Consider the following 14535-nt stretch of genomic DNA (forward strand, 5'->3'; position numbering starts at 1 on the left):
TTCGCTGCCAGCGAATTTACCGCGGGGTAAGTCAACCTGTCGTCGGTTGTCGCGTCAAGTACCGGACATGGCAAGTCGGCCCGTCGCCATGTTGGCGACGGGCCGACCGGTGCGTGCAGGGGACTTACTTGAAGGCGTCCTTGACCTTTTCGCCGGCGTCCTTGAGGTTCGCCTTGACCTGGTCGACCTTGCCCTCGTTCTCGGTGCTCTTGTCGCCGCTCGCCTTGCCAGCCGCTTCCTTGGCCTGGCCGCCCAAGTCGTCGACCTTGTTCTTCGCCTTATCCAGAGCACTCATGACAATCAACCCTCTCGTTGGTGAATCGTGTCCGGCTCTCGTCCGAACGTGCCGTGGGGATGCCACCGATGGGCCCGTTCGAAACATGGCCAGTCGGGCCTCACGCCCCAACGGGTCAGCCGAGCGTCGAGGGCGTCGAGGTTCGCAAGCGTCGAGACGGTGCCCGCTCCCGCCGGATCGGGGAGCCGACGGGGGACAGTCGGTTCGTCGAGGAGCTCGTCGATTCGGTGGTTGGCCGGCAGTGGGCCGCCACGTACCCCGGCGCCGCGCCGAAGTGCGGCCAGCCGGCGAAGTTCGGCGTCGATGACCTGCGTCCCGCGCCTGGTGGTGTCGTCGCGTGCGCTGAATCTGATGCCCATGCATTGCCCCAATGCGATGGCTCGAATGCAGCCGAGATCACCATTGTGCGAGGCGATAGTGCGCAGCCGGTTTGCCGAAACGGCTGTCCAGGGCACCGCCGGGCGAGCCTAGCGGCGTGAAAGCGATTGTGAGACGGCCATGATCGGCTGGCGCTCGCGAGTCTGCGGTTGGGGACGCCTTTGGCGGTTCGGGGGGGAGGTGAACCGCCAAAGGCTTGGAAATCCGCAGTGGGGGGACTGCGGATGTCCCGCCCACCACCGTACGCGAATTTTCATGAAACGATTCAAAAGGTACGCGTTCTTTCGCTGAGACTCTGCTGGCAGTTTGGCGTGGGTACCACCTGGGGCGCCGTCGTTCGGCGACGCGACGGACCGGCACGGCCGGGGCTTCGCCGCGACACGGTTGAACCACGCGCCCCACCAATGGGCGCGACGTTGCCAGCGACGACGCCACTCCGGATTGGCGGACTTGGTAGTCGAACCCCGACCGCGGCGGCTGATGACAGCGAACACGACGCGGCGCCGCCTCGTTGCGTTTCGGCTGATCGAGATCGACGCAATCGTGGTGGACCGAGTTCTTCCCGAGCGTTAGTGTTTGAAGCGGTTGGCCAAGACACCCGCTCGCCAGTGAGGTCCGCGACGGCGAACTGGAGTGTTCGATGCACGAACTGCACGATGGCAAGCCGCTCCGCGAACGGCGTGGGAAGCCGTCGCCCGCGACGCCGGACGAACTCTTGCAGCAGCTTCCGGCCAGGACGCTGCTCGACAGGATGCCCACCCCGGTCATCGGACTCGGCCATGACGGCACCTTGGTCTACGCGAACGCCGCCGCCTGCGCGATGCTCGGCTTCGAGGACGTGGCGTCGCTCGTGGCGCAGGCACTCCCGTCCCTGCTCGCGGACGACTCGATGAGTCGATCTGCGAAAGAGTGCATGGATTCGTTGCTCGACACCGGCGAGACCATCGTCGAGTGGTCTCATGCCGAGGGCTTTCCCGTGCGCACGACGGTGTCGACGCTGCTCCTTCGGGCCTCGGACCCCATCCTGCTGATCCACGTCAACGACGTCACCGAGCTGCTGTGGTCTGACGCCGCGCGGCGGCACAGGGCGTAGCGACCGCACAGGCCGACCCGTGGTCGACTGGCGCCGTCCGGGTCAATGAGGATCGATCATGACGCCAAAACCGCATCACCAGCGAACCATGTTGCGCGATAACGGAACTGAACTTGACCACGCGGTCATGCATCAGAAGTCTATGGTGACGAGCGCCAGCTTGATGCCGACGCGGGGTCACGATGCGGGTCTCGTTTGGTGGCGTCCGCGGGCCGCCAGCGGCTAGGGGCCGTTGACGTAGGTGGCGAGGCAGCCCGGGTGGTTTCGACAGGCGATGATGGCGTTGGCGTCGGGGGCTGAGCCGCGGACCTTGCTCACAGGACCCGGGAGTGTGCAGCTGTTTCCGTAGGGGTTGAGATTGGTGGCCCCGCTGTAGCAGCTGCCGGCCGGGCCTGACGCGGTGGTGGACGTGAGGGTGGACGTCGGCGCGATTGCGAGCGCCACTGCGGCGGCTGCGCACATGGTCCAGTTGAGAGAGGTTCGTGTTGCCATGCCATTTGCAGCTGCATTGACAGTCCATGCATTCCACGTTGCGGGCAGACTGACGTGACAGGTTCGTGACGCCACCAACATGGTTCGGTGCACAATTCGGTCGCCTCTCTCAGGGCAAACCGCGATAGGGCGGAGGCGGCATCGATTGATTCGGAAGAGAACACCCTACTTGGCGTCTGTGCTGAGGCTCCATAAGCCTCTGATCAGGCAACTAACTGGTGCGCGATACTGGGATTGAACCAGTGACCTCTTCCGTGTCAGGGAAGCGCTCTCCCGCTGAGCTAATCGCGCGGGACCCATCTTGGAGGTGGAGACGGGAATCGAACCCGTGTGCACGGCTTTGCAGGCCGTTGCCTCACCACTCGGCCACTCCACCGCTGGGGTTGATGCGTCTGCACCATCGAGCGGATGACGGGATTCGAACCCGCGACCCCAACCTTGGCAAGGTTGTGCGCTACCAACTGCGCTACATCCGCATGCTTCGAGCGACATCGTCGCTCTCTGCGAAGCACGACGATAGTGCATCGACGCTCAGCATCACAAATCTCGACGACACGACCGAAAGCCCGTCCCTCGAGCGTCGTGGTTTGGCGGCGTGGTCGCCGTGACGAGGGGTCGCGCGCGGGTCCGTCCGACCCGTTCGATCCAGGCGCGGCGCAAAAGGCGTTGGGCATCAGGGGGTTCGGCACGCCGGAGAATGTGGCCGCGCCGCAGGCGATCTTCCTACCGCCGGGGATGGGCGCTCGCCGATTCCGGGACCGCGGCCGTGCGTGATAATGTTCGACGTCGTTCACCGGTCATCGACCGGGGCGCCCCTCGGTCTCGTAGCTCAGTGGGAGAGCGTCCGCCTCACACGCGGAAGGTCGCTGGTTCGATACCAGCCGGGACCACCAGTAAGAGCAGTATTCTAGGGCTGTCTGTGAAGCCGGTATAGACCTCCTGATCGGCGATCCACACGAGTTGGCGTCGGTGAAGGCCCGTGGCGGCACGTTCGCTCCGCACCGCACCAACCTGCCGTGGCCGCAACATCTCTCGGAGGTCTGGCGACGGACTGTTCCAGAGGAACATGCCGCGTTTCTGGCCATGCGCAACGCTGACCCGCAGGCGGTCCGCGCGACCGTCGACTGATACTGCGGGTCATTGTCGGCTGCGGTGCGCGGAACAGATCTAGATGGTGCCGACGCTCTCGAGGGCTGTCGAAGGGAGTCGAGGCCGACGTGGTCACGACGACCTCGCTTGGTCACCCGTGCCAGGCCACGACATCGTCATGGGGATCTTGGGGGTTGCGGCGTGTCGGGCGCAGACCGGTCGTCTAGCGTGGCCGTGACCATATTGCGAAGTAGGGTGCCGCCGGGTCCGCGGTGGGCTATTTTCCGACGATGACGGCCCCGGCCCCCGGCTCGAGTGGCGAGTTGGCGTCGGGGGATGGTTGGGACGCCGCGAGTCTGCAAGACGATGCGCGGCGTTTGAGTGCAGTGCTGGATCGGTTGCCGGCCTTGATCGGGTATTGGGATCGAGACCTGCGCAACGTCATCGCCAATAGTGCCTACGTCGACTTCTTCGGGATGACTCCGGGGGAGGTACGTGGACGCCATATTCGCGAGGTGCTCGGGGACGAGGTCTACACGTTGAACCTGCCGTACATCCGGAAGGCGTTGGCGGGGGAGGAGCAGTCGTTCGATCGCACCCTGGTCGACCAGCAGGGGAGGACGCGCTATACCCAGGCGTCGTACCTGCCCGACGTCGTGGACGGGTGTGTCGTGGGTTTCTATGTGCTCGTCAGCGATGTCACCGCGCGAGTCGAGGCCGAGCGCGCACGGGACGAGGCAATCAAGCTCTTCGAGATCAGCATGGCCAATGCTCCGTTCGGCAAGGTGGTCGTCACCACCGGCGCGCTCATCTTGCAGATAAATCCTTCCTTGTGTGCCCTACTCGGGCATCCGCCGGAAGGGTTGGTCGGCAGGGACTTTCGAGATCTCGTCCACCCCGAGGATCGGCCGTCTGCTGAGTCCGACCTCATGGCGTTGCGGGACGGTTCGGCGTCGCAGGTGTCATCTGAGCGTCGCTACGTCCGGCGCGACGGGTCCGTCATCTGGATGCAGCGCAACGCCGTCTTGGTTCCCGGTGTGTACGGCGGTGACGATGTCATCGTGGCCCAGTTCAACGACGTCACCGCACGACGACATGCCGAGGCCGAACTCGAGCGCCTCGCCTTGACCGATCAGCTCACCGGATTGCGCAACCGGCACGCCCTCGCTGACGACGTCGATGACTGGCGGGCGGTGCGCCAGTCGCCGCTGGGAATCGTCTACGTCGACCTGGACGGGTTCAAGGCCGTCAACGACGATCTTGGGCACGCCGCGGGAGACGTGGTTCTCGCGCACGCCGCGCGGCTGCTGGCCCGTGTCGTGGAGCCGACGAATGTGGCCTACCGCATCGGTGGCGATGAATTCGTCGTGCTGTGCCGTGGCTCGAGTGCCGAGGACGTCAGTCGTCAAGCAGACGCCGTTCGCCGCGAGCTGACCGGTGACTATCCGTGTATCTCGGTCGTCAGGAGGCTCACGGCGTCGGTGGGCTGGAGTCATGGGACCTCCGAGGGACTCGACGCGCTGCTACGGGCGGCAGACGCCCACATGTACTCACAGAAACCGCGGCGTCATCGACACGGTGACCGGGGCGGCTAAGCCTCGTCGGGCGACATGGACTGGTAGGGCCGCGGGAAGGCCGTTGGTGGTGGCCACACCTCGGTGTCTGCTTGAACGCCCGATGTCGCACGCGATGCGTGGCCGGACGCGATGAGCTGCCTGGCCACACGGAGGGCCTGTTCGACGGTCGAACGGCGCTCGACGAGCATCGGGCGCCGATCGGCAGAGCCATGGGTTCACAATGGTGCCAATTCCTCGGAGCAGGTGCTCCGAGGGGTCGAAGTCGGCCGATTTGCGCCGCTGTGACCAGCGAAGAGCGAAAACGCCTGTGCCTTGAACCATCTCACGCTCGGAAGGTCGCCGGTTCGATACCAGCCGGGACCATCAGCGTTGAGGCCGGACATCACGCCGGCCAGGTCGGCGGCCGTGCACTTCGGAGGATCGGCAGCTGCGGTTGCGGTAGTGCTGGCCAGCATCGCACCGACGATCGTGCTGCCGCCAATCAGGTTGCGAAGGAACATGTTCGAGGTTGATTCGGTGGCTGAGGAAAGGGCTAGGGGGACGGCTCAGCGCCGCCGGCGCGTCACCCGGTAGATGCTCGCGGGTAGGGCCGCCATGACCGCCACCACCAGGATCCACCATGGCCCGTCCCCGGTGACGTGGTCGATCGTCACGGTGGCGGCCAATGCCACCGCCACCAACGCTGCGACCCGCCAGTCGTCACCGACGAGGAAGTCGTACCAGAAGGCGAGGACGGCGCGCAGTCCCGTCATCGTCGATCACCCTCTGCGACGACGTCGTCCGCGGCAGCCGGTGCCGTGCGCCTGAACACGATCACCAGGGCTCCTGCGTAGAGCGCGACCGCGGGAACCAAGAACACCAGCGCCACGTCCTCACCCGGCCACTGGGCACCGGCACCCTCGGCACCCCAGTAGATTCCGAAGGCCGTCAGCATCACACCCACGCCGAACTTCATGGCGTTCTCCGGCACCTTCGCCAGCGGCGCCCGGACCGCGGCGCCCACGGCGGCGACGACGACCACCGCAGCCGCGGCGGCCAGGACGGCCAGCGGGAGCCGGCCCTGATTGGCCCCGAAGGTCAGCGCGATGAACGCGACCTCGACGCCTTCGAGGAACACGCCCTTGAACGACAGCGTGAAGGCGTACCAGTCGGGCACCATGGCCCGAGCGGAGGTGGGCGCTCCCCGGGCCTCGGCGACCACGGACCGATAGGCCAGCTCTTCGTCGTGAATTGCCTTGTGTCCGCTGGCGCGCAAGATCGCCTTGCGCAACCACTGCAGGCCGAAGATCAGCAGCAATCCGCCGACGACGAGGCGCAGCCCGTCGAGCGGTATCAGCGAGATCGCCGGCCCGAGGACGACCAGACCGACGACGAGGACCGTCACGCCGGCACAGGCGCCGGTGAGGGCCGACCGCCAGTCGCGGGCCGTCCCCGCCGCCAGCACGATCGTCAGCGCTTCGACGGCCTCCACGAGACACGCGACGAAGACGGTGACGAAGAGCGCGGCCGATCCGTTCACGGGCGTGGCCTCACATCTGGTGGAGCGCGGCGAAGACCCGCTCGGTGTAGTCGTCGAGGCGTTGTGCGCAGTGCTTCAACTGCTGGGTCGCCTCCTGAGCCGTGGGCGCGCCGAAGACGTCGCGCGCCGCCAGCTCGCGATGCCAGCGCCGCAGGCGTTCGAGGCTCTGCTCCTCCTCCTCGAGTTCGGCCATGGTGAACTTCCGGATCCGAATCTCGTGGTCGATCTCGGCGTCGAACTTGCCGCACTCCGAGATGAACTCGGCCCATTCCTCGGTCCGCTGATCGGTGAACATCGTCTCCAGGCGGGAGGAATCGCCCTCGTCGCGTCCCACCGCGGTCAACACCGTCACGTCACCGTCGCCCCGCTGCGCCAGTTCGACGGTGCGCGTGATGCCCCCGGCGAAGGCCGGCACGTCCGGCACCATCCAGACGCCCTGTCCCAATGCGACTGCGCCCGTGCGGCGTAACTCTCGCCACACCGCCACGCGATGGCGCGAGGGCTCGGCGGGCACGCGGACCACGAGGACGAGCCACTGAAGTTCATCAGTCTTCGGCACACCGTGGACTGTAGCGGGTGTTACATTCGGCAGTGTTGCGATCGGGTTGGCACACTGATGAGAGCGAGCACATGAACACGGTCAACGGTCTGCCGGCACACGCGTTGCTGGTTCACTTCATCGTCGTGTTGGCCCCCTTGACGGCGGTCCTGGCCGTGCTGTGCGCCTGTGTGGCGGGCCGCGCGGGAGCGTTTGGTCTGGCTGGTGCTCGCGCTGGCGGCGCTCACCATGGTGCTGACACCGCTGACCACCGACGCCGGGGAATGGCTCGAGGACCAGGTGGGCCGCTCACCATTGCTCCACGTGCACACCGAACTCGGTGACACGATGATCTACTTCGCCGTCGCGTTGATGGTCGCGGCAGTCCTGCTGGCCGTCATCCACGTCCGAGAGGTCCGCGGCAAGGCGCTGAAGCCGGTGATCTCGTGGACCTTGGCGGCGGTCGTCGCGATCGCGAGTGTGGCGACCGCGGTCCAGGTGTATCGCATCGGCGAGTCCGGAGCCACCGCGACGTGGGGGGAGCAGTCGGCCACGGCCGGGTCGTGATCATCAGGCGGGATGGTCGCGCCCCTTGTGGAACGTGCTCTGCGCCTTGGCCATCCGACGCCTCGCCACGGTGTCGGCGAGGGCGGGCGCGAACCTGTTGGCCAGCACGGCGGCCCGGGTCCTGCGACCGGGAATGATCATCCGTCGGCGTGCTTGCTCGAACAGTAGGCGGATTTGGAGAACGCGGGTCCATCCGGGAGGGCTTCGCCGAGAGTTCTTGGCCAGCGGGGTGCCGGTGACCGAGACGGCCCGCCGGCTCGGCTATCGGGAGGTGTCGAGCTTCTCGCAGGCGTTTCGTCGGTGGAAGGGCATGAGCCCGAGGGCCTATCGCACCATGACCACCGCTGGTGGGGGCCCCTCAATCCGCCGTGAGCAGTAGGTTGGCGGCCACGGACTTCCACGTGGCGAGGTGCGGATCGCGGCTGGGGTCGCGCGGCTCGAACGCATAGGTCAGGGCGACGCCACGCATGCTGGTGTTGAGCAGTTCGCGCACCATGGGATAGGACGGGCGGGCGGTCAAGGTCGTGCCGAAGAAGGCGTCGGTGAAGGTGCGGACCATCTCGCCGGTGGTGTGCTCAGCCGGTCGCAGTGCCTCTCGCAGCTCGGGTTTGGTTCGCGAGGCGACCCACAACTCGACTGATGCCCAGAAGTAGGACTGCGAGTACGTCGCCCACATCGCATCGACCGCCTCGTCGACGCGGTCCGCGAGATCCTCGGGCCAGGACGTCCGCGATCCTAGGGCCTGTATTCGCTCGGTGGCGAGGTGCTGGACTGCGGCGACCACCAGGGCATCCCGTGACGGGAAGTGGTTGAGCAGCCCGCCACGTGACACCTGGGCTTCGTCTTGGATGCGCAGCGTCGTGGTGTTGGCGTATCCGTGGTCGACCAGCACCCGCACCGTCGCGTCGAGGATGCGCTGCTTGGCGATGCGGCTGCGTTCCTGCTGGGCGCGCTGGGGTCGGACGGCCGTCGTCGGGCGGCGGTCGGTCATCCGGTGACGTCGCGACCGATCAACTTGCGCGCAATGACCCACTGCTGCAGTTCGTTTGCCCCTTCGAAGATCTCCAGGATCTTGGCATCCCGGTAGAGCTCCTCGAGCCGAACGGACTCGCCGGTTTCGCCGATCTGGCGCGCGAAGCCGAAGCCACCGTGAATCTGCATGGCGTCCCTGACCACGTCGACGGCGACCCGGGTTCCGTAGGCCTTGGCCATCGCCGCCTCGGGTTCGGCGGACCGGTCACCCTCGTCGAGTCGGGTCGCCGCCTTCTGGTAAAGCATTCTCGCGCACTCGATCTCGGTGGCCCGCTCGGCCATCTTGAACTGCCAGTGCTGCATCTTGCCCAGTGGGCCGCCGAATGCCTTGCGCGTGCGCAGCCGGTGGACCGCCAGGTCGAGGGCGGCTTGGGCGACGCCGACCCCGGCTGCCCCGATGCCGATGCGACCCCGCGTCAGGCACGACAAGGCCACCGCCAGACCACCGCCCGGGGAGCCCAGCAGGTTCTCGTACGGCACCGCGACGTCCTCAAGCACGATGTCGGCGGTGATCTGCCCGCGATGACCCATCTTCAAGTCGGGCGGACCGATGCGCACGCCGGGACTGTCGAGCGCGATCAGCAGCATGTTCATCTGCGATCCGGTGCGCACCAGCACCGCGGCCCACGACGCGACGATGCTGTTGGTGATCCAGCGCTTTCGGCCGTTGACGACGAAGCCCAAGCCCGTGTCCTCGGCAACGGTCTCGAGCGTGGCGACCGACAGGTCGCTGCTGGCGTCGGGTTCGGTGGTGGCGAAGGAGAAGGCCTCCTCGCCTGAGACGAGTTTGGGCAGCAAGCTTTCCCGAAGGTCCTCGGAGGCGAAGCTCAGGGCTTGGGGCACCAGGATGCACTGTCCGTCGTAGACCCCCGCCATCGACGACGACTCGTAGGCGATCTCCTCGGTGACGGTGCAGGTTCCCAGCATCGGGTGGCGCAGTCCGGCGCCGATGCCGTAGTCGAAGGGCACGGCGAACAGGCCTGCTTCGGCCAGGCCCCGGAAGGCGTCCCAGGGAAAATTCGCGACGGATTCCTCCTGCGCGCCGATGCGCCGGGCGACGGGTGCGAGTTTCTCGGCGACGGCTCGGCGAGCCCGCTGGCGCAGCTCGACCGTCTCTTCCGGCAGCCAGGTGTCGTGGGACATCTCATCCTGCGTACGCCGAACGTCGTGCGCAGTGATCGTCGTGGTCATGCCCGCCGAAGCTAGCCGGTGATGCCCAAACAGTCAACGCTGACGGTTTAGTGCGATCCGCCGCCGACGCGCTCGTTTGGCGGCGAGCCGGGTGAGCGCACGTCCTTAGTGACCGACGGCGCCGTCGACCAACGTCTGCGCAGCCCGACGGGCATGCGTCCAGGGCGCACTCTCGTCGAGCGACGTCGACAGCGCCGCTGCCCCTTCGTACAGCACCGCAAGCTGATTCCCGAGGGCTCGAGGGTTCCGCGCACCCGCCTGCTTCGACAGCCTGACCAGACCGTCCACGAACTCGCGCTTGTGGTTGCGCACGATCTCGTGGACTGCCGGCATGTCCTCGGCGGCTTCGACGGCGGCGTTGTGGAAGGGGCAACCGCGCATCCGACCGGTGGGTGACGGCGCCTTGAACAATGCGAGCAAGCACGAGCGTGGGTCGGTGGGCGCGGTGGTCGAATCGGACCGGACGGGTTCGCCGACTCGTTCCCGGAACGCCCGGAGATATTCCTCGACCACCGCGTCCTTGCTCGGAAAGTGTTGGTAGAGCGTCCTCTTGGACACTGCCGCCTCACTGGCGAGTCGTTCGACACCGGTGGCGTTGATGCCCTCGCGATAGAACAGGTCGGCGGCGGTGTCCAGGATGCGCTGACGCGCGCCACGTCCGCCTCGCCGACTGGGGGAGGGGGTGGCACGTGGAGTCGTCATCACTCCAGGGTACCGATGGGTTTACTCGTGGGCCAGCGGCGCCACGGGGTGTCCCTACAGTCCGCGTTTGCTGCCGAACGAGGTCCGGCCGTTGCGCCGCACCATGGCGACCGCCGTTGCGATGCGACCACGCTCGAGGTCGGGCTGCCGGCCCCCGCCGATGCGGTGCAACTGGTCGGTGTGCCAGCTGAGATCGAGCAGTCCGTCGACCGATTTGAGGTCGACGAATCGCCCCAGAACGCCGCGCATCCCGGCTCGCACCTGATGTGACGCCAGCACCTCGTCTCGCTCCTCGAGGATTCGCTGCGCGGCGTCGGGGGTGGTGGCGGCCGGTCGGCCGAGGCCGACGACGTCGCACTCCCCGCTCGACACCGCCTCGGACATCGCGCTGCGGCTCCGGAACCCACCGGTGACGGCCAAGGGGACGTCGCCGATGAGGTTGCGTGCCGTGCGGGCGTATTCGAGGAAGTACGCCTCGCGAGACCGGGTGCTGGCCGCCGCCGTTCCCATCATGGCGGGTTGTTCGTAGCTGCCCCCACTGATCTCGAACAGGTCGACGCCTTCACCGGCCAACGCGGCCAGCACGGCGCGCGACTCGTCCTCGGTGAAGCCGCCGCGTTGGAAGTCCGCGGAGTTGAGCTTGATTCCGACGGCGAACCCGGGGGAGACCCTGGCCCTCGTCCGACGCACGATCTCCAGGAGGAAGCGCATCCTGCGCGCAGGGTCGCCGCCCCACTCGTCATCGCGAAGATTGGTCAACGGGGAGAGGAACTGGGCGACCAGATAACCGTGGGCGGCGTGGATCTGGACGCCGTCGAACCCGGCCGTCTCGCACACCTGCGCAGTGGTGGCGTAGCGGTCGACGATGTCGTCGACCTCGGCCGCCGTCAGCGCCCGGGGGGTCGGTGCGCCGGGGAAGCTCAGCGCGACCGCGCTCGGGGCCACCGGGACGTGCCCGAGGGCGAGCGGGTTCGATTGTCGACCAGGGTGATTGATCTGCACCCAGATCGGCACTCCGGCGTCCTTGGTGGTCTTCGCCCAGCGCGAGAGAGCGTCGAGGTGTCGCTCGTCCTCGATGACGACGTTGCCGGGTTCGCCAAGTTGGGTGCCGTCGACCATGACGTTGCCGGTCACGATCAGGCCGAAGCCGCCCTGGCTCCAGGTGGTGTACAGGGTCTCCAGGCGGTGGTCCGGTGCGTTGCGCCCGTCGGCCAGTCCCTCACTGAGGGCGGCCTTCATCACCCGGTTCGGCAATACCTGGCCGCAGGGCAGGGTCAGTGGGTCGCGCAGGGAGGTCATTCGGGATCCTTTCGAGGAGTGCACGCAGTTGGCGGCACCTACGTCATACCGACGGGGGTAGTCGTATCGGGATCGACCGTAGTATACCGAATGGTATATATCAACCGTTCGGGCAAGGGGGGGCCGACCCAAGAATCGACGAAATGGTGACGCCGCGCCGATGGTGACGTCCGGCACAGACGCCGGGGCAGGGTTCTCGCTACGGTGGCACTGTTCGGTCAACGGAAGGGGACGGCGTGGCAATCGCGGACGTTGCTCGGTTTGCTCACCTCACCGAGGCGGACATCGAGGCATTGGGTGTCGAGTTCGACGCCATCCGTCGTGAGATCGAAGACTCGCGGGGCAAGCGCGACGCCCGCTACATCCGCCGCACCATCGCCGCACAGCGCGCCCTGGAATTCGCCGGCCGGCTGATGCTGGCCGCCGGCTCCCGGCGGCCGGCGTGGTGGGCGGGTACCGCGACCCTCGCCGTGGCCAAGGTGATCGAGAACATGGAGATCGGCCACAACGTCATGCACGGCCAATGGGATTGGATGAACGATCCCGAGATTCACTCCTCTACATGGGAGTGGGACATGGTCAACGTCTCGAAGCACTGGCGTTTCACCCACAACTTCATGCATCACAAGTACACGAACATCCTCGGCATGGACGACGACGTCGGCTATGGCGTCATCCGCGTCACGCGGGACCAACCGTGGACCGCGGCCAACCTGGGCAACCTGGTCTACAACGCCCTGCTGGCCGTCGGCTTCGAGTGGGGAATGGGCCTGCAGCACGTGGAGTTGGGCGAGATCGTGCGCAACTCCGGTGACCGGGCGGCCGGCGTCGTCCGCGCCCGCGAGTTCGCAAGGAAGGCAGCCACCCAACTCGTCAAGGACTACGCAGCGTTTCCGGCCTTGACGGCGCTGTCCCCGGGCGCCTCCTTCAGGTCCACCCTGACCGCCAATGCCGTCGCCAACGTGGCCCGCAGCATCTGGACCAACGCGGTCATCTTCTGCGGCCACTTCCCCGACGGCGCAGAGAAGTTCACCACGACCGACATGGTCGACGAATCGCGGGGACAGTGGTATCTGCGCCAGATGCTTGGCAGCGCCAACTTCGACAACGGTCCGGTGCTGCGCTTCATGAGCGGCAACCTCTGCTACCAGATCGAGCACCACCTCTTCCCGGATCTGCCGAGCAACCGCTTGCACGAGATATCGGCCCGGGTGCGCCGGATCTGCGACGACTACGACTTGCCCTACACCACAGGATCCTTCGTGGTGCAGTACGCGAAGTCCTGGCGCACCATCGCCAAGCTGTCCCTTCCGGACAGATTCCTCAACGACACCGAGCACGACGCGCCGGAGACGCGAAGTGAGCGGATGTTCGACGGCCTCGGTCCTCACTTCGCGGGGACCGATGCCTCCGGGCGACGCCGGGGCCTCCGGACGGCGATCGCGGCGGTGCGCAACTCGAGCAGCGGCGGTCGGCGACGGAAGCCGTCGCCGACGGCCTACCCGGCGAAGTCCGGCGCCTTGGCGGCGAATTCGTCGCGCTAGAAGATCGACGGCGCCATACCGGCGGAACGCTCGCTGATGGGCTTGCCGAGTTCGGCACGCACGGCGCGGGTCATGTCGTCGCCGAGGACCTCCAGATCGCCGGCCTCGATACCGTCGAGGACCTGTCGGACGATGTCGGCCGGGTCGGCCTTCGGCAGGTCGGTGAAACTGGCCATGTCGGTGTCGACCAGCCCGAAGAAGACGCCGACGACCTGAACGCCGCGGGGCGCGAGCTCGACGCGCATCGAGTCGGTCGCACTGGCGATGGCGGCCTTGGTGACCCCGTAGCTCGCGCCGATGGGCATCCAGGCCAGCACCGAGGAGACGTTGACGATGGCACCGGAGCGTTCGGCGATCCGGTCGGCGAACGCGGACGCCAAGGCCAGCGGTCCGAACACGTTGGTCTCCAATTCCGCACGCAGATCAGAGGTGTCGGGGTCGAGGACCGATCGGGCGCGCGAGATACCGGCATTGTTGACGAGCACGCTGACGTCCGGCGCCGCCTGACTCGCGGCGGCGATCGACGCCGGATCGGTGACGTCGAGGGGGAGCGCGACCACGCGGGGATCGGCTTCGTCGACCGACTGCGGGTCACGCGCCGCGGCGTACACCTTGGTCACTCCGCGCTCGAGCAACTGTCCGATGTACTCCCGGCCCATGCCGCGGTTCGCTCCCGTGACGAGCACTGTCTGGCCAGCCAACGATGTCATGTGGATCCTCCTGAGATGGAAAACTGATCGGTGTACTACTGCTGGCGAAAGTACACCGATCGGTGCAACTGTGCAATCCGGCCTCCCGACGCCGGCGCACGGATGGCGTCCAGCCGCCTACGCCGATGAGAGCGTTTGTCTCGCAATGGTATTGACCACCCTTCGACCCCAGATCGATGGGGCACGGGCTGCTCAGCGAGGTGGAACGGCGATGCGGTTCGGCTGGGTCTGCGGGTAGCGGCGATGCAGGCCGTCGATCAACCGGTGCGCCTCGTACAGGTCGCGGCGCAGTTCGGACTGCTGGCGGTGGACGTGGGCGATCCCGCGTGCCGACAGGCGCCGGTTGCGGCGTTCGACGATTTCGAGCTTCTTCGACACCTTCTCGACCTGGTCGTCGAGTTCGCGCAGAAGGGACCGCGCCTGCTCGACCTCGGCGTCACTGGACATGTCGGCATCGTCTCACCAAATTCCAATGATTGCTCGTCAATGGCAGACTTGGTGGACGGCAG

16 protein-coding genes, 4 tRNA genes and 1 pseudogene are annotated in these 14535 nt (G+C 66.7%); 6 read left to right on the forward strand and 15 right to left on the reverse strand.

The features are described 5' to 3' along the window. Positions 1-124 precede the first annotated feature (124 nt). Positions 125-295: a CsbD family protein gene (locus ABZ195_RS03330; protein ID WP_355214800.1), complete on the reverse strand. Its 171-nt coding sequence runs from the start codon at positions 293-295 to the stop codon at positions 125-127. A gap of 5 nt (positions 296-300) precedes the next feature. Beyond that, positions 301-654 carry a hypothetical protein gene (locus ABZ195_RS03335; protein WP_355214802.1) on the reverse strand — a complete coding sequence of 118 codons (354 nt, stop codon included), beginning with the start codon at positions 652-654 and terminating at the stop codon, positions 301-303. Between the two features lie 659 nt (positions 655-1313). Here ABZ195_RS03335 and ABZ195_RS03340 point away from each other — a divergent pair. Then, positions 1314-1766 carry a PAS domain-containing protein gene (locus tag ABZ195_RS03340; protein WP_355214803.1) on the forward strand — a complete coding sequence of 151 codons (453 nt, stop codon included), beginning with the start codon at positions 1314-1316 and terminating at the stop codon, positions 1764-1766. A gap of 708 nt (positions 1767-2474) precedes the next feature. Here the strand turns inward: ABZ195_RS03340 and ABZ195_RS03345 are convergent. The 3 genes from ABZ195_RS03345 to ABZ195_RS03355 all read right to left on the reverse strand — a co-directional run bounded on the left by ABZ195_RS03345 (position 2475) and on the right by ABZ195_RS03355 (position 2734). After that, a tRNA-Val gene (locus tag ABZ195_RS03345) sits at positions 2475-2549 on the reverse strand. A gap of 11 nt (positions 2550-2560) precedes the next feature. After that, positions 2561-2634, reverse strand: a tRNA-Cys gene (locus ABZ195_RS03350). Positions 2635-2661: 27 nt separating this feature from the next. After that, positions 2662-2734 (reverse strand) — tRNA-Gly (locus ABZ195_RS03355). Positions 2735-3076: 342 nt separating this feature from the next. Here ABZ195_RS03355 and ABZ195_RS03360 point away from each other — a divergent pair. Further along, positions 3077-3151, forward strand: a tRNA-Val gene (locus tag ABZ195_RS03360). Positions 3152-3637: 486 nt separating this feature from the next. Further along, complete coding sequence (locus tag ABZ195_RS03365; protein ID WP_355214804.1) at positions 3638-4942, forward strand: PAS domain S-box protein; 1305 nt, start codon at positions 3638-3640, stop codon at positions 4940-4942. Positions 4943-5469: 527 nt separating this feature from the next. On the opposite strand, the gene ABZ195_RS03370 is transcribed toward ABZ195_RS03365, so the two are convergent. The 3 genes from ABZ195_RS03370 to ABZ195_RS03380 are packed head-to-tail and all read right to left on the reverse strand — an operon-like array spanning position 5470 to position 7002. Continuing rightward, positions 5470-5676, reverse strand: coding sequence for a hypothetical protein (locus ABZ195_RS03370; protein ID WP_355214806.1), 207 nt, complete (start codon positions 5674-5676; stop codon positions 5470-5472). Beyond that, positions 5673-6443 carry a hypothetical protein gene (locus ABZ195_RS03375; RefSeq protein ID WP_355214807.1) on the reverse strand — a complete coding sequence of 257 codons (771 nt, stop codon included), beginning with the start codon at positions 6441-6443 and terminating at the stop codon, positions 5673-5675. Before ABZ195_RS03375 ends, ABZ195_RS03370 begins: the two co-directional genes overlap by 4 nt. 10 nt (positions 6444-6453) lie before the next feature. Continuing rightward, positions 6454-7002 carry a Chromate resistance protein ChrB gene (locus tag ABZ195_RS03380; RefSeq protein ID WP_355214809.1) on the reverse strand — a complete coding sequence of 183 codons (549 nt, stop codon included), beginning with the start codon at positions 7000-7002 and terminating at the stop codon, positions 6454-6456. Positions 7003-7073: 71 nt separating this feature from the next. On the opposite strand from ABZ195_RS03380, the pseudogene ABZ195_RS03385 reads away from it, so the two are divergent. After that, a pseudogene (locus ABZ195_RS03385) lies at positions 7074-7548 on the forward strand (DUF2231 domain-containing protein). 3 nt (positions 7549-7551) lie between these two features. Here ABZ195_RS03385 and ABZ195_RS03390 read toward each other — a convergent pair. Next, positions 7552-7689, reverse strand: coding sequence for a hypothetical protein (locus ABZ195_RS03390; protein WP_355214811.1), 138 nt, complete (start codon positions 7687-7689; stop codon positions 7552-7554). Here ABZ195_RS03390 and ABZ195_RS03395 point away from each other — a divergent pair. Next, the gene (locus ABZ195_RS03395) at positions 7682-7927 is read left to right on the forward strand and encodes a helix-turn-helix domain-containing protein (RefSeq protein ID WP_355214812.1); all 246 of its coding nucleotides are present in this window, start codon (positions 7682-7684) and stop codon (positions 7925-7927) included. The genes ABZ195_RS03390 and ABZ195_RS03395 overlap by 8 nt on opposite strands. On the opposite strand, the gene ABZ195_RS03400 is transcribed toward ABZ195_RS03395, so the two are convergent. From ABZ195_RS03400 to ABZ195_RS03415, 4 genes are all read right to left on the reverse strand, one after another. Continuing rightward, positions 7907-8539: a TetR/AcrR family transcriptional regulator gene (locus ABZ195_RS03400; protein ID WP_355214814.1), complete on the reverse strand. Its 633-nt coding sequence runs from the start codon at positions 8537-8539 to the stop codon at positions 7907-7909. The two genes, ABZ195_RS03395 and ABZ195_RS03400, sit on opposite strands and share 21 nt — an antisense overlap. Further along, on the reverse strand, positions 8536-9771 hold the full coding sequence (locus ABZ195_RS03405; protein ID WP_355214816.1) for an acyl-CoA dehydrogenase family protein: 1236 nt from the start codon (positions 9769-9771) through the stop codon (positions 8536-8538). The genes ABZ195_RS03400 and ABZ195_RS03405 overlap by 4 nt, the downstream gene beginning before the upstream one ends. A gap of 105 nt (positions 9772-9876) precedes the next feature. Further along, positions 9877-10473, reverse strand: a complete 597-nt coding sequence (locus tag ABZ195_RS03410; RefSeq protein ID WP_355214818.1) for a helix-turn-helix domain-containing protein — start codon at positions 10471-10473, stop codon at positions 9877-9879. A 54-nt stretch (positions 10474-10527) separates the two neighbouring features. Continuing rightward, positions 10528-11772: an NADH:flavin oxidoreductase/NADH oxidase family protein gene (locus ABZ195_RS03415; RefSeq protein WP_355214820.1), complete on the reverse strand. Its 1245-nt coding sequence runs from the start codon at positions 11770-11772 to the stop codon at positions 10528-10530. Positions 11773-12008: 236 nt separating this feature from the next. Here ABZ195_RS03415 and ABZ195_RS03420 point away from each other — a divergent pair, with 236 nt between their 5' ends. Next, positions 12009-13316 (forward strand): fatty acid desaturase, encoded by a 1308-nt coding sequence (locus ABZ195_RS03420; RefSeq protein WP_355214821.1) that lies wholly within the window; start codon positions 12009-12011, stop codon positions 13314-13316. Here ABZ195_RS03420 and ABZ195_RS03425 read toward each other — a convergent pair. After that, complete coding sequence (locus tag ABZ195_RS03425) at positions 13313-14026, reverse strand: SDR family oxidoreductase (protein WP_355214823.1); 714 nt, start codon at positions 14024-14026, stop codon at positions 13313-13315. The two genes, ABZ195_RS03420 and ABZ195_RS03425, sit on opposite strands and share 4 nt — an antisense overlap. A gap of 192 nt (positions 14027-14218) precedes the next feature. Further along, complete coding sequence (locus ABZ195_RS03430) at positions 14219-14473, reverse strand: hypothetical protein (protein WP_355214825.1); 255 nt, start codon at positions 14471-14473, stop codon at positions 14219-14221. Positions 14474-14535: the final 62 nt, after the last annotated feature.

Source organism: Mycobacterium sp. NPDC006124 (genome assembly GCF_040614235.1).
Taxonomy (GTDB): domain Bacteria; phylum Actinomycetota; class Actinomycetes; order Mycobacteriales; family Mycobacteriaceae; genus Mycobacterium.